This window comes from Afifella sp. IM 167 (assembly GCF_020144925.1).
GTDB lineage: Bacteria > Pseudomonadota > Alphaproteobacteria > Rhizobiales > Afifellaceae > Afifella.
The window spans coordinates 241,366-257,532 of sequence record NZ_NSLC01000001.1 but is presented as its reverse complement, the minus strand read 5'-3'; the positions used below and the strand labels follow the sequence as shown (position 1 = coordinate 257,532).

Below are 16,167 nucleotides of genomic sequence, written 5' to 3'. Positions count from 1 at the left end.
GAGGTGCCCCTGATCCTGCGGGAAGGGCAGCGCTTGCTCTTGCCGGGGCGCGCCACTATCGTCCGCGGCCAAGTCAAAGGCAGGATTTTTAGGCCAAGTTATGTTCAAGGGGTCAATTCCGGCTCTCGTCACGCCGATGCGGGACGGGGAGGTCGACGAAGACGCGTTCTGCGGCTTTCTGAGCTGGCAGCTCGAGGAAGGAAGCCATGGCGTCGTGCCGGTCGGCACGACCGGCGAATCGCCGACGCTTTCCCATGCCGAGCACAAAAGGGTCGTGGAGCTCACCGTGGAACTGGTGGCCGGGCGCGTGCCGGTGATCGCAGGCGCCGGCTCGAACAACACACGCGAGGCGATCGAGCTCGCCGAGCATGCCGAGAAGGCCGGGGCCGATGCGGTGCTCGTCGTCACGCCCTATTACAACAAGCCGAGCCAGAAGGGCATGTATGCCCATTTCAAGGCCGTTGCGGACGCCATCTCGCTGCCTCTCATCATCTACAACATCCCGCCGCGCTCGGTGGTCGACATGAGCGTGGAGACGATGAAGGCTCTCTTCGAGGATTGCGAGAACATCGTCGGGGTGAAGGACGCGACGGCCAATCTCGGCCGCGTCAGCCTGCAGCGGCAGGCCATCGGCGAGAGCTTCAACCAGCTCTCCGGCGAGGATCCGACGGCGCTCGGCTTCATGGCCCATGGCGGGCATGGCTGCATCTCGGTGACGGCGAACGTCGCGCCGAAGCTGTGCGCGGAATTCCAGGAGGCCTGCATGGCGGGCGATTTCGCCGCCGCGCTGTCCTATCAGGACCGGCTGATGCCGCTGCATCGCGCCCTCTTCCTTGAGCCGAGCCCTGCGCCCACCAAATATGCGCTGTCCATCCTCGGCAAGATGAGCGAGGAGGTCCGCTCACCGATCACCACGGTCGGCGAGGAGACACAGAGGGAAGTGAAGGACGCTCTGCGCCATGCGGGGCTTCTCAACTAGCGCAACCGGCTGATGGCCAAGAAAAGCACAACCAGCGGCAAGCTCGTCGCCGACAATCGCCGCGCCCGTTTCGATTACGAAATCGGCGAGACGATGGAGGCTGGCCTGGCGCTGGTCGGCACGGAGGTGAAGAGCCTTCGCCGCAACAAGGCGAACATCGCCGAATCCTATGTCAGCCCCGAACGCGGGGAGATCTGGTTGATCAACGGCAACATCCCCGAATACGTCGAGGCGAACCAGTTCAACCACGATCCGCGGCGCAAGCGGAAGCTGCTCCTGCACCAGCGCGAGATCGCCCGGCTTTCCCAGGGCGTGGAGCGCGACGGCATGACGATCGTGCCGCTGCGGCTCTACTTCAACGACCGCGGCATCGCCAAGCTCGCCATCGCGCTCGCCAAGGGCAAGAAGAGCCACGACAAGCGCGAAACCGAAAAGAAGCGCGACTGGCAGCGTGAGAAGAACCGGCTCCTGAAGGAGTTGGGCTAGAAGCTGCGCCCGGCCGCGCCTCTAGGTGCAGCCGATATCTTCCCTGATCCGCGCGAAGACACTGCGGAACATTGCTTCCGTCAAGACGCCCGTATTCGTGTTGTAGCGCGAGCAATGGTAGCTGTCGTAGAGCCTGAGCCCGTCCAGCTCATGCACGGCGCCGTGGCCGAAGGGCGCGTCCCTCAGGCGGACGCCAAGCGCGCGCAGCACGCTGTCATGGGCGATGCGGCCGAGGGCGAGCACCGCCGCTATTTTCGGATTGGCGTCGATCGTGGCGGAAAGGAACGGCCGGCAGGTGGCGATCTCCGCGCCCACCGGCTTGTTCTGCGGCGGCACGCAGCGCACCGCATTGGTGATCGCCGCGCCCGTCAGCGTCAGCCCGTCCTCGGGATCGGCGCGGTATTCGCCCCGCGCAAAGCCGTATTCGATCAGCGTCGCATAGAGGAGGTCGCCGGCGAAGTCGCCGGTGAAGGGCCGGCCGGTGCGGTTGGCGCCCCGCAGTCCCGGCGCGAGGCCGACGATGAGAAGCGGCGCATCGCCGGCGCCGAAGGTCGGCACCGGCGCATTGTGCCAGGCCGGCTCCTTCTCACGCCATTCCTGCCGGAAGGCGGCGAGGCGTGGGCACAGCGGGCAGTCGGCGGACGGTTCGGTCGTGGTCGCGGCGGGGCGCGCGGCGGATCTGGCGGGCATGACGGCTTTTCTGATCGGGGAAGGGGCGGCCGCTCAGCGGTCGGCCGCTCAAAGGTGGACGCTCAGCTTTGGCCGCTCAGCGGTCGGCGGGATCGTCCTCATCCTCCTCGTCGTAATACTCCTCGTAATCTTCTTCCTCTTCCTCCGCCTCCTCGGCGCGTGCCGGCCGGGCCGGGCGCTGGCCGCCCTGGCGGCCGAGCTCGTCCTCCATGTCGGCGAGTTCCATGAAATGGTCGGCCTGGCGGCGAAGCTCGTCGGAAATCATCGGCGGGGAGGATTTGAGTGTCGAGGCGATCGTCACCTTCTTGCCCTTGCGCTGCAGCGCCTCCACCAGATAGCGGAAGTCGCCGTCGCCGGAGAAGATGACGAAGTGGTCGATATGGTCGGCCGCCTCCATGGCATCGACGGCAAGCTCGATATCCATGTTGCCCTTCACCTTCCGGCGGCCCTGCGCGTCCGTATATTCCTTCAAGGGCTTGGTGACGACGCGGTAGCCGTTGTAGTCGAGCCAGTCGATCAGGGGACGGATGGAGGAATATTCCTGCTCCTCGGCGAGCGCCGTATAGTATACCGCGCGCAGGATATATGCCTTTTCACGGAAACTCTTCAGAAGACGGCGATAATCGATATCGAAGCCGAGGGAACGCGAAGTGGCGTAAAGATTGGCGCCGTCCAGAAAGAGGGCAACCTTCTCCCTTGCATCCAGCATGGCAAACTCCTGATCAATATGCGTTTTTATCGAAATGGGGCGCAACTTTGCCGCCGTCTGACCCGGTATGACATCGATCGGGCACTTTCAAGGCAGCGGCCGAACAACACCTTGCTAGGCTGTTGAAAAGCGCCTAAGGGAGACCCAAATCCCGAACCGAACGTTTTCAAGGAGCTGATCCATGGCGCGCGTCACCGTGGAAGATTGCGTCGACAAGGTCGACAACCGGTTCGAGCTCGTCCTGCTGGCGGCACACCGCTCGCGCATGATCTCGAACGGCTCGCCGCTGACGATCGATCGCGACAACGACAAGAATCCCGTCGTGGCCCTCAGGGAGATCGCCGACGAGACGATCTCGCCGGAGGACATGAAGGAAGATCTCATCCATTCGCTGCAGAAGTTCGTCGAGATCGACGAGCCGGAGCCGGCGCCGGAGGAGATCGAGGCCGACGGTGGCGGCGCCACCGAGGAGGTCACCTTCGATCGCATGAGCGAGGAAGAGCTCCTGCGCGGCCTGGAAAGCCTCGATCCGCCCGAGCGGCGCGACGACTAAAGGCCTTCGCCGCCCTTTTGCGAGATGCCGCGGCACGCGCCGCGGCGAGAAGCCCCGCCCCGGCGGGGCTTTTGTTTCTTTTGAAGGATGCGCTCAGGCTTTGGTAAGCCTATATCTGCAAGGTCCTAACGGAGAAACTTGAAGCTTTGCAGGCGCGCCGCGCATGATGCGTCAATACGAGCTCGTGGAGCGGGTGGCCGCCTATAACCCCGCTGTCAACGAGGACCTTCTGAACAGGGCCTATGTGTATGCCATGCAAAAGCATGGCACGCAGAAGCGCGCCTCGGGCGACCCCTACTTCTCCCATCCCCTCGAAGTCGCGGCGATCATCACCGATCTCCGGCTCGACGACGCTTCCGTCGCCGTCGCCCTGCTGCACGACACGATCGAGGATACGAGCGCGACGCGCGACGAGATCGACCATCTCTTCGGCACGGAGATCGCAAAGCTCGTCGACGGGCTTACCAAGATCGACCGGCTCGACCTCGTCTCGCGCGAGGCCCGGCAGGCCGAAAGCCTCCGCAAGCTGCTTCTGGCCGTCGCCGACGACATCCGCGTGCTTCTCGTCAAGCTCGCCGACCGGCTCCACAACATGCGCACGATCCAGTACGTGCCGGAGGCCAAGCGCGGGCGCATCGCCGAGGAGACGATGGAGATCTACGCCCCGCTCGCCGGGCGCATGGGCATGCAGGCCGTGCGCGAGGAGCTGGAGGACCTTTCCTTCCGCGCGCTCTTTCCCGACGCTTACGCCACCATCGCCGGCAAGCTTGCGGACCTCAGGAAGCGGACCGGCAGCGATATCGAGACGATCGAGGAGGCGCTTCGCCAGAGGCTGCTGGAGGCCGGCATCCATGCGGAAATCCGCGGAAGGCAGAAGCGGCCCTATTCCATCTTTTCCAAGATGCAGAAGAAGGCGATCGGCTTCGAGCAGCTCTCCGACATCTTCGGCTTCCGCATCTTTCTCTCCGATCTCGGCGACTGCTATCGCGCGCTCGGGGCGATGCACACGGCCTGGCCGATGGTGCCGGGCCGCTTCAAGGACTACATCTCCACCCCCAAGCAGAATGGCTACCAGTCGCTGCACACGACGGTGGTCGGGCCGGAGAAGCAACGCGTGGAACTGCAGCTGAGGACCTGGGAGATGGACCGGGTCGCCGAATACGGCATCGCCGCCCATCCGCTCTACAAGGACGGGATCGCCGCCGACCGCGAGCGCCTGGCGCGCGAATCCTCGGCCTATGCCTGGCTGCGGCAGACGGTCGAGCACATCGCCCATGGCGACGCGCCGGAAGAGTTTCTGGAAAACACCAAGCTGGAGCTCTTCCAGGACCAGGTCTTCTGCTTCACCCCGAAGGGGCGCCTTATCGCCCTGCCGCGCGGGGGGACGCCGATCGACTTCGCCTATGCCGTCCATACCGATATCGGCGACACCTGCGTCGGCGCCAAGGTCAACGGCAAGCTGACGCCGCTCGTGACGCCGCTGGAGAACGGCGACGAGGTGGAGATCGTGCGCTCCGATGCGCAGCGTCCGCCGCCTGCCTGGGAATCGGTCGTCGTTACCGGCAAGGCGCGGGCCGCCATCCGCCGGGCGACCCGCGCGCATGTGCGCAAGCAATATGCCGGGCTTGGCCGACACATCCTCCACCGTGCCTTCGAGAAGATCGACGAGCCTTGGTCGGAGGCGCATCTGCGGGAGCACGTCAACCGCTTCGGCTTCGACGACGTGGAAGACCTTCTGGCCGCCATCGGCCGCGGCCAGACGGAGGCCAATACGGTGATGGCGGGCCTGTTTCCCGGCAAGGTGCTGCCTGCCGGCCTGGAGGCGGGCGGAAAGGCCGGCACGGGCCGGGGGGAATCGCTCAGGAGCATCAACTTCCGCCTGCCGGGGCGAAGCCGCAAGGAACGCAACGGCGAGGCGGAGAGCGGCGCGGAGCAGGGCGCGCTGCCGATCCGAGGCACGAGTGGCGACATGCCGGTGCGCTTCGCCCCGGAAGGCGGGGCCCTGCCGGGCGACCGTATCGTCGGCATCCTGACCCAGGGCGAGGGCATCACCATCTATCCGATCCAGTCGCCGGCGCTGACGGCCTTCGACAACGAGCCGGACCGCTGGGTCGACGTGCGCTGGGATATCCCGGACGAATCGGGCGAGCGCTTTCCGGCGCGCATCCGCGTTTCGGCGATCAACGAGCCGGGCTCGCTCGCCGAGATCGCCGAAGCGATCGGGCGAAGCGAGGGCAATATCGACAACCTGAGGATGCTGGAACGCGGACGCGATTTTACCGAACTTGAAATCGATCTCGAAGTCTGGAACCTCAAGCACCTGAACCATATCATGCGCAATCTGAGGGCGCGGTCCGTGGTCAGCGGTGTTTCCCGCGTGAACGGCTGAGCGGATGGGTGCCATGTGCAAGTCGACGCCAGCGTATCGGTGACCGCGTCCCATGCTGTTCAAGAGACGTAACGAGGAAGCCCTGCACCATCGCCTTCGTGTGATGGTATGGCCGCGCTCCAGCTGGCGGCGCTCCGTCCTCTATTTCACCAAGCGCATCCTGCGCCTCTCGGCGACGCCGCATGCCATCGCCGCCGGCGTGGCGGCCGGCGCCTTCACCTCCTTCACGCCGTTCCTCGGCCTGCACTTCGTTATTTCCTTCGGGCTCGCCTGGCTGATCGGCGGCAATCTTCTCGCCGCCGCGCTCGGCACGTCGGTCGGCAATCCGCTCTCCTTCCCCTTCATCTGGGCCGCGACCTACAAGCTCGGCCACCTCATCCTGCGCGGCCAGCACGAGCTGCCGCCGCCCCGGCTCGGCCACGACCTGGTGGAGAAATCCTTCGAGCAGCTCATGCCACTCCTGAAGCCGATGACGGTCGGCGCGATCCCGCTCGGCCTGCTCGTCGGCATCATCTCCTACGTCATCGTCTACAAGATGGTCGCGGCCTACCAGGCCGCCCGCAAGGAGCGCTTCGCGCTCCGGCGCAAGCCGACGGGTGGCGAGAATCCCTCGCAGGAAGGGGCCAGCCTGAAAGGCATTCAATGAACGAGAAGCTTCGCCTCGGCATCAACATCGACCATGTGGCGACGGTGCGGAACGCCCGCGGAGGAGACCATCCCGACCCGCTTCGGGCGGCGAAGATCGCAGAGGGCGCCGGCGCGGACGGCATCACCGCGCATCTGCGCGAAGATCGGCGGCACATCCGTGACGACGACATCACGCGGCTGATGGAGGAGATCGCCCTTCCCCTCAACCTGGAGATGGCGGCGACCGACGAGATGCTTGCGATCGCGCTTCGCCACGGCCCGCATGCGGCCTGCATCGTGCCGGAAAGGCGTGAGGAGCGCACCACGGAGGGCGGGCTCGACGCGGCCGGCAGCATGGAGCGGCTGGGGCCGATCGTGTCGCGGCTCGGCGAGCGCGGCGTGCGCGTGTCGCTGTTCATCGAAGCCGACCGGCGCCAGCTCGACGCGGCCGTCACGCTCGGTGCGCCGGTGGTGGAGCTGCATACCGGCCGCTTCTGCGATCTCGGCCGCGAGGGCGACATGGCCGGCGCCGAAGCGGAGCGGAAGCGCATCGCCGAGATGGCGCTCTATGGCGCCTCGGCGGGGCTTGAAGTCCATGCCGGGCACGGCCTCGGCTACGACAATGTCGGCCCGATCGCCTCGATCGCGCAGATCCGCGAGCTCAATATCGGCCATTACCTCATCGGCGAGGCGATCTTCATCGGACTTTCGGACAGCATCGCCGAAATGCGCCGGCTGATGGTGGAGGCCCGCAGCAAGGCGGGAGCGGCGGCATGATCATCGGCTTCGGTTCGGACCTCATCGACATCCGCCGGGTGGAAAAGACGCTGGAGCGTTTCGGCGAGCGCTTCGTGCAGCGTGTGTTCACCGAGGTCGAGCAGCGCAAATCGGAACGAAGGCGCATGCGCGCCGCCTCCTACGCCAAGCGCTTCGCCGCCAAGGAAGCCTGCTCCAAGGCGCTCGGAACCGGGCTCCGGCAGGGGGTCTTCTGGCGCGATATGGGCGTCGTCAACCTGCCCTCCGGAAAGCCGACGATCCGCCTTACGGGTGGCGCGGCCGAGGCGCTGGCGCGCATCACGCCGGAAGGCCACGAGGTCTCGATCCACCTCACCATCACCGATGACGGGCCGCTCGCCCAGGCTGTGGTGCTGATCGAGGCGCAGGAGAGGCGTTAGGATCAGGCGGGCTCTTGCCCCAATGCGGCCTCAAAAGCGGAATTAATGCCGCGACGGTCGGGCGCGGCGTTGCAGCCGCCGGACGCTACCGCTAAACCCCCCGAGCGACACCCAAGGACGGAGCCATGCACGTGGCGGAACAAGACGCCGATTCCGAGAAGGAAACCGGCAAGCATGCCGCGAAGGCAAAATCGGGCGGCCTCGGGGAGACGCTGAAGGTCGTCATCCAGGCGCTGATCATCGCGCTGCTTTTCCGGACCTTTCTCTATCATCCCTTCAATATTCCCTCCGGCTCGATGATGCCGACGCTGCTCGTCGGCGACTACCTCTTCGTGTCGAAGTTCTCCTACGGCTATTCGCGCTATTCCTTCCCGATCGACCTGTCCTTCATCAAGGGCCGGATCTGGGAGGGGGACGGGCCGACGCGCGGCGACGTGGCGGTCTTCCGCCTGCCGCGCGATCCGAACACCGACTACATCAAGCGCGTCATCGGCCTGCCGGGCGACAAGATCCAGATGAAGAACGGCTTGCTGTTCATCAACGGCGAGCCGGTCGAGCGCGAGCGGGTCGACGATTACACGGGCGCGAACGCCTTCGGCCAGGAGATCAAGGTCGCGCAGTACCGCGAGACGCTGCCCAACGGCGTCAGCTACCTGACGCTCGACCTCACGCAGAACGGCGAGAAGGACAATACGGGCGTCTACGAGGTGCCGCCGCATCACTACTTCATGATGGGCGACAACCGCGACAATTCTTCCGACAGCCGCTTTCTCAATTTCGTCGGCTACGTTCCGGAGGAGAACTTCGTCGGCAAGGCGGAGGTGATCTTCTTCTCCGTCGACGAGGACACTCATGTGTGGGAATTCTGGCGCTGGCCGTGGAGCCTTCGCTACGACCGCATCCTCGAGGGACTATGAGCGGCAAGGCCACCCTTGAAGATCTGCAGGAACGGATAGGACACCATTTCACGCGCCCGGAGCTTCTCGCCCGGGCGCTGACGCATGCGAGCGCCATCGGCGACGACGGGCGTGGTGATCCGCTGACCACCTACGAGCGGCTGGAATTTCTCGGCGACCGGGTCCTCGGCCTCGTCATCGCCGACCTTCTGATCGAGGAATATCCGCAGGCGCCGGAAGGGGAGCTGTCGCGGCGCCTGGCGCGGCTCGTCAATCGCGAGGCCTGCGCGGCCGTCGCCGAGGAGATGCGTCTGTCGGAGCATTACCGGGTCGGCGAGAGCCTGGCCAAGGCCAATGCGCGCACGGCGCGCACGCTGCTCGCCGATACCTGCGAATCCGTCATCGGGGCGATCTTCCGCGATGCCGGGCTGGACGCGGCGCGGCGCACCATCCACCGATACTGGGCCGAACGTGTCAAACAGATGGAAGGGCCTTTGCGCGATGCCAAGACCGAGTTGCAGGAATGGGCGCACCGGCGCAGCCTGCCGACACCGCGCTACGAAGAGACCGGGCGCAGCGGCCCCGACCATTCGCCGGAGTTTTCCGTGAGCGTCGTCATCCCCGGGACGGAGGGCTGCATCGGCAAGGGCGCCTCCAAGCGCGAGGCCGAGCATGCGGCCGCCGCCGCCATCCTGAAGCGCGAGGGAGTGTGGTCGTGAGCGACACGCCTGCCGATACGCCAGAGCCGCCGCAGGAAGGCGTTGCGACCCGCGCCGGCTTCGTCGCCCTCATCGGCGCCCCGAATGCGGGAAAGTCGACACTCATCAATCGTCTCGTCGGCTCGAAGGTCGCCATCGTCACGCACAAGGTGCAGACGACGCGCAGCGTCATTCGCGGCATTGCCATGCATGACAATACGCAGATCGTCTTCGTCGATACGCCCGGCATCTTCCAGCCGAAGAAGCGGCTGGAAAAGGCGATGGTGACGACGGCCTGGGCCTCGGCGGCCGACGCCGACATCGTCGCCGTCTTGATCGACGCGCGCGGCGGGCTCGACGAAGCGGCGCTCACCATCCTCGACCGGCTGGCCGAAACCGGCGCGCCGGCGCAAAAACGCGTGCTCCTACTCAACAAGATCGACCTCGTCAGGCGCGAGACGCTGCTCGCCATCACGGCGGAAGCGAATGCGCGGCTCGCCTTCGCCGAGACCTTCATGATCTCCGCGCTCAACGGCGACGGGGTCACCCATCTCCTTTCCTACTTCGCCGGGCAGATGCCGGAGAGCCCGTTCCTTTATCCGGAGGACCAGATTTCCGACCTGCCGTTGCGCTCCATCGCGGCGGAGGTGACGCGCGAGAAGCTGATGCTGCGCCTGCACCAGGAAATCCCCTATGCGGCGACCGTGGAGACGGAGAGCTGGGAGGAGAAGAAGGACGGCTCGGTCAAGATCAGCCAGGTGATCTATGTGGCGCGCGAGAGCCACCGCAAGATTCTCCTCGGAAAGGGCGGGGAGACGATCAAGGCGATCTCCATCGCCGCGCGGCGCGACCTGCATGAGATGCTGTCGCGCAAGGTGCACCTCTTCCTCTTCGTGAAGGTGCGCGAGGGCTGGGCGGACGATCCGGAGCGCTATCGCGAGATGGGGCTGGAGTTTCCGCGCTAGCCGGTTGGCCGGGGCTCGCATGCCGGGCCGCCTCGTGGCATCTTCCCGGCCGCTCCCGAAACTGAGGGGAAAAGCCATGAGCCAGCACCGCGTCGCCGTCGTCCAGACGGGTTCGAGCCTCTTCGACACGCCGCGCACGCTGGAGCGCATGGGCGCGCATTGCGAGACGGCCTCCGGCGAAGGGGCCGAGCTCGTCGTCTTTCCCGAGGCCTATGTCGGGGGCTATCCCAAAGGGCTCGATTTCGGCGCGCGGATCGGCATGCGCAGCCCAGCCGGGCGAGACGATTTCCTGCGCTACTTCAAGTCGGCGATCGACGTGCCGGGGCCCGAATGCGCCCAGATCGGCTCCTTCGCCGCAAAGATGAAGGCGCATCTCGTCACCGGCGTCATCGAGCGTGACGGCGGTACGCTCTATTGCACGGTGCTCTTCTTCGGCCCGGACGGGGCGCTTCTCGGCAAGCATCGCAAGCTGATGCCGACGGCCAGCGAAAGGCTCGTCTGGGGGCAGGGCGACGGCTCCACCATCCCGGTCTTCGAGACGCCGCTCGGCCGGCTCGGCGGCGTGATCTGCTGGGAGAACTACATGCCGAACCTTCGCATGGCGATGTATGCCAAGGGGATCGGCATCTGGTGCGCGCCGACCGTCGACGACCGGGAGATCTGGCAGTCCTCCATGCGCCATATCGCCTATGAGGGCCGCACCTTCGTGCTCAGCGCCTGCCAGTACATGACCCGCGCCGACGCTCCCGAGGCATATGACTGCATCCAGGGCAACGATCCCGCCGCCATCCTCATCCGCGGCGGCAGCGTCATCGCCAGCCCGCTCGGCGAGGTGCTGGCCGGCCCGGTCTACGAGCGCGAGGCGGTGATTGCCGCCGATATCGACCTCGACGATATCGTGCGCGGCAAGTACGACCTCGACGTCGTCGGCCACTATGCCCGGCCGGACGTCTTCCAGATGCTCGTCGACGAGATGCCACGCGCACCGGTGCTCTTCACCGAGGGCGTTTTCGAGGAAGCCGAGGAGCCCGGAGAAGAAGATTAGGGAGCGCGGCGCCGGCTTTGCCGGGGCGTCTTCTGTTCACCACCCGGCCAAGCCGTGCGAAGGTCTCATTGCCCTTGCCGCGGGCGCGGTGCTACGCGGCTGCCGACCCTGCCATCCACATCCAGAGGCCAAGATGGACCTGTCCCATATCCCCGTCGGCACCAACCCGCCGCGGGACCTCAACGCCGTCATCGAGATCCCCTATGGCGGCGTGCCGGTGAAGTACGAGCTCGACAAGAAATCGGGCGCGCTCATGGTCGACCGCTTCCTGCATACGGCGATGTTCTATCCCGGCAATTACGGCTTCATCCCGCACACGCTCTCGCCGGACGGCGATCCGTGCGACATCCTCGTGGTCAGCCAGGTGCCGGTGGTGGCCGGCGCCATCATCCGCTGCCGGCCGGTCGGCGCGCTCGTCATGGAAGACGAATCGGGCGGCGACGAGAAGATCATCGCCGTGCCGGCCGATGCGCTGCATCCGTTCTATACCGGGGTGCGAAGCTACGAGGACCTGCCGCCGATCATGTGCGAGCAGATCGCCCACTTCTTCCAGCACTACAAGGATCTGGAAAAGGGCAAGTGGGTCGATATGGGCCGCTGGCAGGACGCCGAGGGCGCCGAACGGCTCGTGATGGAAGCGATCGAGCGCGGCAAGAGCGAGGCTTGAGGACAGCCGTTCCGTGAGAGGGGCCGGGCGCGGCCGCGACGGCTGCACCGCGATCCCCTCCGCAGAATGGGGCCCCGCCGCCCGCCGGCGGCTGCTTCAGTCGAGAAGCCAGGCCTTGCGCGGGCGCAGATAGAAGGCATCGCCCTTTGCGAGCGTCTCGATGCGGCCGGTGGGCAGCTCGGCGAGCACCGGGGCGCCGCTCGGCGCCTTGCAGGTGACGGCGCACAGGCCGGCGCGAAAGGTGACGGCCTCCACCAGCATGCGGATGGCGTCTTCGCGGTCCTCCTCGACCTGCTCGAAATCCTCCGGGCGGACGAGGATTTGCGCGCCCTCACCCGACACGGTGGCGGCATCGAGACGGCTTCCCTCCACATGCACGGCGTCTTCGCTGTTGCCGGCGACCTTGAAGATGTTGGCGCGCCCGAAGAAGCGGGCGATCTCGGCGCTTCGCGGCTGCTCGTAGAGGGCGCGCGGCGGGCCGGCGGCGAGCACGCGCCCACTATCCATGACGATGATCTGGTCCGCGAGTTCGGTCGCCTCGTCCTGGTCGTGCGTGACGATGACGATGGTGATGCCGAGCTTGCGGTGGATGCGCCGCAACTCGTCCTTCATGCGGTCGCGCAGATTGCGGTCGAGCGCGGAAAGCGGCTCGTCGAGAAGCAGGATATGCGGATCGAAGACGAGGGCGCGGGCGATGGCGACACGCTGGCGCTGGCCGCCGGATATCTCGGAGGGAAGCCGGGCGAGCAGCGGCTCGACCTCCATCAGGGCCGCGACCGCCTTCACCTTGTCCGCGATCTCGGCCTTGGGGCGCCGCCGCGCCCTCAGGGCATAGGCGATGTTGTCGGCCACGCTCATATGCGGAAAGAGCGCGTAGCTCTGGAAGACGAGACCGACATTGCGCCTTTCCGGCGGCTCGGCGGTGACCTCGTGCGCATCGAAGCGGATCCGGCCTTCCTCCGGGTGCTCGAAGCCTGCGATGGTCATGAGGAGCGTGGTCTTGCCGCAACCGCTCGGGCCGAGGATCGCGGTGAAGGAGCCGGCCGGAATCTCCACGTCGACCCCCTGAAGGGCGACATGGGCGCCGAAGGATTTCTTCACGCCCTCGATATGGATGGCCGAGCCGAGGTTCATCGTCTTCTCCGCGCGCCTACCAGCGCTCGAAGGCGGGAGGCGCGAATTCCTCCGCGGTCCGACCCTTGAAGTCATATTCCGGGACGCTGGCATAGACCCGCTCGGCGGCGGCGCGAACGGTCCGCAGAAGCGCGTCCTCGTCGAGCATGGTCAGTTTTCCTTCCTCCACGCGCACGATGCCGTCGACCATGACATGCCGCACATCCGCCGCACCGGCGATATGGACGAGCATCTTGACCGGGTCGAGCATCGGACCGAAGGCGATCCTGTCCATGTCGACGACGACGAGGTCGGCCTTGGCGCCCTGTTCGAGGCGGCCGATATCGCTGCGCCCGAGCGCCTTCGCCCCGTTCACGGTCGCGGCGTTGAAAACCTCGCTTGCCGGGGCCGCCCGGAAGTCGTGCTCGTGCAGCTTGCCGAGAACGGAGGCGAATTTCATCTCGTTGAACATGTCCTGCGGGTAGCTGTCGGTGCCGAGCGTGATGTTGATGCCCAGCTCGGCGTAGCGGCGGAAGCCTTCCAGCTGCATGCCGCGGCGCGCGAAGACGAAAGGCGAGTGGGAGACATGCGCGCCGCCCTCGGCGATGCGCTCAAGGTCGTCGACGCGCGGAAAGCCGGTGAGCGAGTGGCCGCCATAGAACATGGAATGGCCGAGGATGACGTTCGGCGCCAGCAGGCCGCAATCGCCCAAAAGGCCAAGGGGGGTCGTGCCCTCGCGGCGCACCGTCTCGTGGAATTCCCAGATCGTCTCCGCCACATGCAGCGTCACCGGAAGGCCGAGCTTCTGCGAGGTCTCGGCGGTCTTCTGCAACAGCCGGCGAGAGGTGAGGACGGTCTCCACCGGCACGAGGATGCCGCGGATGCGGTCGTCGTAGCGGCCGTTATTGGCGAGCGCGCTCTCGCAGGCCTTCTCGAACTGCGCCTCGCCGTCGTCCTGAAGCCAGTCGTAGCCGAGCTTTCCGGCCTCGCTGAAGGAATAATGGGCCGAGGCGAAGCCGGGCGCCACATAGGCGCGGATGCCCATCTCGCCGGCGATATCCACCATGACGTCGGTGTTGCCGCCGACTTCGCCGCCGAGTTCGATGACGGTGGTGACACCGCTCTTCAAAAGTTCGCCCACGGCAAAGCGGATGCCGGCGAGCGGATCGTCATCGGCGAGGAAATCGCGTCCGTTCCTGCCGGCCGGCAGATAGTTGAGGAAGCCGCAGTTGAAGAGGTCGAGCCGGCCGGTATCGGCCATCATCCGGTCGCCCACATGGTTGCACAGATGGGCGTGCGAGGAGATGAAGCCGGGCATCAGCAGACCGGAGGGGAAGGCGCGCAGCTCCGCGCCCTCCGGCAGGGCCTCCCGTTCCGGCCCGACATAGGAGATCGTGTTGCCTTCGACCTCGACCTCGCCGTCTGTGACGAGGCGGTGGGCGTTCTCCTTGAAGCCCAGAATCCATTTGGCGCGATAGACGACTTTCTTCTGCGACATGTTCTTTCCTTAGGAGGGACGGATGCGGCGGCGCGCGGCATGCGCGAGGAGTTGCAGGGCGAGGGCCGCGAGGAGGGTGGCGACGACGACCATCGCCGAGGCCGCGGCGACGGTCGGGTCGAACTCTGATCGGATGCCTTCCCACATGCGGCGCGGCAGCGTGCGCAGCTGGGGCGAGCCCAGGAAGAGCGCGATGACGAGCTCGTCGAAGGAGGTGAGGAAGGCGAGCAGGGCGCCGCTGAGAATGCTCGGGCGGATGAGCGGCAGGGTGACGGTGAAGAGGATACGCGTGCGGCCTGCGCCGAGGGAGCGCGCGGCGCGGGTCAGCTCGGGGTCGAGCTTGCGCAGGGCGGCGACGCTGGTCAGCACGACGAAGGGAAGGGCGAGCATCAGATGGCCGGCGACGAGGCCGGCGGGCGTTCCCACGAGGCCGAGGCGGGTGAAGGTCATGTACATCGCCACCGCGATCACCACCGGCGGCAGGAGGATCGGCAGGACGGCGACACCGAGCGCGGCCTTCTGCCAGGACGGGGTCATGCGGTCGATGGCGATGGCGGCCGGCACGCCGAGAAGGACGGCGATGGCCGCGACGCCGGTTCCCAGCCACAGGCTGCGGAAGGTGGCGGCCATCCAGTCGGTCTGGGAGAGGTAGGAATCGTACCAGCGCAGCGAGAATCCCGGCGGCGGAAAGCGCACAAACTCCGAGGAGGAGAAGGACATCAAGAGCATGATGGCGAGCGGCACGAGGGCAAAGAGCACGCCCGCCACCACCACCAGCCGGGCAATCAGAGAAAGGAGCGAGGGACGGGCGCTCACGGGCGGAGCCTGGCGACAGTGCGGCCGGCCGCGAAGGCGAGGAGGGCGATGCCGGCGGCGACGGTGACGACGAGGACGAGCGAGGCGGCGGCGGCCCGCGGCCAGTCGAGCATCGTATTGACGAGGACGTCCACATAGACGGCGAGCATGGTGTTGCGGGCGCTGCCGAGCATCTGCGGCGTGACGTAGAAGCCGAGCGCCAGAACGAAGACGAGGGCGGCGCCCGTCAGGATGCCGCGTGCCGTCAGCGGCAGGATCAGGGTGAAGAAGATGCGCGCCGGCCCGGCGCCGAGGGAACGCGCGGCCCGCAGGAGCAGCGGATCGAGCGCCTCGACGGCGTTGTGGATCGGCAGCAGCGCATAGGGCAGCAGGATATGGCCGATGCCGAGGCCGACCGCGCCCCAGTTGAAGAGGAGCTGGAACGGCTGGTCGGTGAGCCCTAGCGCCAGGAGCGAGCGGTTGACGATGCCTTCCTGCGCCAGGACGTAGAGCCAGGAATAGCTGCGCACCAGGATGCTGATCCACAGGGGCAGCGTGACGGAAAGCAGGGCGAGCCTTGCCCAGAAGGGGGTGAGGGTGCGGATGGCCAGCGCGAAGGCGAGCGCCATGAGGGTGCACGAGGCACTGACGGCGAGCGCCACCAGCACCGTGTTGACGAGGATGCGGGTCGCCGCCGGGGAGGCGAAGAAGCGCTCATAGGCCGAAAAGGCGGTCTCGCCGGAAAACGAGATCGTGACGAGGTTCGCCAGCGGGGCGAAGAAGAAGAGGCCGAGCGCAAGGATGGCGGGGAGCGCGAGCCACAGCGAGGAAGTCTCAGCCGGTCGGGCGGACCGGGCGGTGGCAAGCGCTCCCATCACAATT

General features: G+C 66.4%; 18 protein-coding genes. 12 read left to right on the top strand and 6 right to left on the bottom strand.

The window, feature by feature from the left end; all coding sequences use genetic code 11:
* The first annotated feature begins 100 nt into the window (after positions 1-100).
* On the top strand, positions 101-979 hold the full coding sequence (gene dapA, locus CLD20_RS01290) for a 4-hydroxy-tetrahydrodipicolinate synthase (protein WP_224404784.1): 879 nt from the start codon (positions 101-103) through the stop codon (positions 977-979).
* Between the two features lie 12 nt (positions 980-991).
* Positions 992-1,465, top strand: a complete 474-nt coding sequence (smpB, locus tag CLD20_RS01285; protein ID WP_224404783.1) for an SsrA-binding protein SmpB — start codon at positions 992-994, stop codon at positions 1,463-1,465.
* Between the two features lie 21 nt (positions 1,466-1,486).
* Here the strand turns inward: smpB and CLD20_RS01280 are convergent, their stop codons facing one another.
* Both CLD20_RS01280 and CLD20_RS01275 read right to left on the bottom strand, forming a co-directional pair.
* Entirely contained in the window at positions 1,487-2,155 is a 669-nt protein-coding gene (locus CLD20_RS01280) for a uracil-DNA glycosylase (protein ID WP_224404782.1), read from the bottom strand.
* Positions 2,156-2,231: 76 nt separating this feature from the next.
* The gene (locus CLD20_RS01275; RefSeq protein WP_224404781.1) at positions 2,232-2,864 is read right to left on the bottom strand and encodes an NYN domain-containing protein; all 633 of its coding nucleotides are present in this window, start codon (positions 2,862-2,864) and stop codon (positions 2,232-2,234) included.
* A gap of 181 nt (positions 2,865-3,045) precedes the next feature.
* Here CLD20_RS01275 and rpoZ point away from each other — a divergent pair, with 181 nt between their 5' ends.
* The 10 genes from rpoZ (at position 3,046) to ppa (ending at position 11,879) form a co-directional block, all read left to right on the top strand.
* Positions 3,046-3,417, top strand: coding sequence for a DNA-directed RNA polymerase subunit omega (gene rpoZ, locus CLD20_RS01270; protein WP_224404780.1), 372 nt, complete (start codon positions 3,046-3,048; stop codon positions 3,415-3,417).
* Positions 3,418-3,580: 163 nt separating this feature from the next.
* Positions 3,581-5,806: a bifunctional (p)ppGpp synthetase/guanosine-3',5'-bis(diphosphate) 3'-pyrophosphohydrolase gene (locus tag CLD20_RS01265; RefSeq protein ID WP_224404779.1), complete on the top strand. Its 2,226-nt coding sequence runs from the start codon at positions 3,581-3,583 to the stop codon at positions 5,804-5,806.
* Positions 5,807-5,858: 52 nt separating this feature from the next.
* Positions 5,859-6,452 carry a DUF2062 domain-containing protein gene (locus tag CLD20_RS01260; RefSeq protein WP_224404778.1) on the top strand — a complete coding sequence of 198 codons (594 nt, stop codon included), beginning with the start codon at positions 5,859-5,861 and terminating at the stop codon, positions 6,450-6,452.
* Positions 6,449-7,210 (top strand): pyridoxine 5'-phosphate synthase, encoded by a 762-nt coding sequence (locus CLD20_RS01255; protein ID WP_224404777.1) that lies wholly within the window; start codon positions 6,449-6,451, stop codon positions 7,208-7,210. Before CLD20_RS01260 ends, CLD20_RS01255 begins: the two co-directional genes overlap by 4 nt.
* The gene (gene acpS, locus CLD20_RS01250; protein WP_224404776.1) at positions 7,207-7,608 is read left to right on the top strand and encodes a holo-ACP synthase; all 402 of its coding nucleotides are present in this window, start codon (positions 7,207-7,209) and stop codon (positions 7,606-7,608) included. Before CLD20_RS01255 ends, acpS begins: the two co-directional genes overlap by 4 nt.
* 125 nt (positions 7,609-7,733) lie before the next feature.
* Complete coding sequence (lepB, locus tag CLD20_RS01245) at positions 7,734-8,525, top strand: signal peptidase I (RefSeq protein WP_370636724.1); 792 nt, start codon at positions 7,734-7,736, stop codon at positions 8,523-8,525.
* Complete coding sequence (gene rnc, locus CLD20_RS01240) at positions 8,522-9,223, top strand: ribonuclease III (protein WP_224404775.1); 702 nt, start codon at positions 8,522-8,524, stop codon at positions 9,221-9,223. Before lepB ends, rnc begins: the two co-directional genes overlap by 4 nt.
* On the top strand, positions 9,220-10,167 hold the full coding sequence (gene era, locus CLD20_RS01235) for a GTPase Era (RefSeq protein ID WP_224404774.1): 948 nt from the start codon (positions 9,220-9,222) through the stop codon (positions 10,165-10,167). Before rnc ends, era begins: the two co-directional genes overlap by 4 nt.
* 76 nt (positions 10,168-10,243) lie before the next feature.
* Complete coding sequence (locus CLD20_RS01230) at positions 10,244-11,212, top strand: nitrilase-related carbon-nitrogen hydrolase (protein ID WP_224404773.1); 969 nt, start codon at positions 10,244-10,246, stop codon at positions 11,210-11,212.
* Between the two features lie 133 nt (positions 11,213-11,345).
* On the top strand, positions 11,346-11,879 hold the full coding sequence (ppa, locus tag CLD20_RS01225) for an inorganic diphosphatase (RefSeq protein WP_224404772.1): 534 nt from the start codon (positions 11,346-11,348) through the stop codon (positions 11,877-11,879).
* Between the two features lie 96 nt (positions 11,880-11,975).
* On the opposite strand, the gene CLD20_RS01220 is transcribed toward ppa, so the two are convergent.
* Genes CLD20_RS01220 through CLD20_RS01205 form a run of 4 tightly spaced genes read right to left on the bottom strand, consistent with a single transcriptional unit; the run spans position 11,976 to position 16,160 of the window.
* Positions 11,976-13,013 (bottom strand): ABC transporter ATP-binding protein, encoded by a 1,038-nt coding sequence (locus CLD20_RS01220; RefSeq protein ID WP_224404771.1) that lies wholly within the window; start codon positions 13,011-13,013, stop codon positions 11,976-11,978.
* Between the two features lie 16 nt (positions 13,014-13,029).
* Positions 13,030-14,490 carry an amidohydrolase family protein gene (locus CLD20_RS01215; RefSeq protein ID WP_224404770.1) on the bottom strand — a complete coding sequence of 487 codons (1,461 nt, stop codon included), beginning with the start codon at positions 14,488-14,490 and terminating at the stop codon, positions 13,030-13,032.
* Positions 14,491-14,499: 9 nt separating this feature from the next.
* Positions 14,500-15,306 (bottom strand): ABC transporter permease, encoded by an 807-nt coding sequence (locus CLD20_RS01210; RefSeq protein WP_224404769.1) that lies wholly within the window; start codon positions 15,304-15,306, stop codon positions 14,500-14,502.
* Positions 15,303-16,160: an ABC transporter permease gene (locus CLD20_RS01205; protein WP_224404768.1), complete on the bottom strand. Its 858-nt coding sequence runs from the start codon at positions 16,158-16,160 to the stop codon at positions 15,303-15,305. Before CLD20_RS01205 ends, CLD20_RS01210 begins: the two co-directional genes overlap by 4 nt.
* Positions 16,161-16,167: the final 7 nt, after the last annotated feature.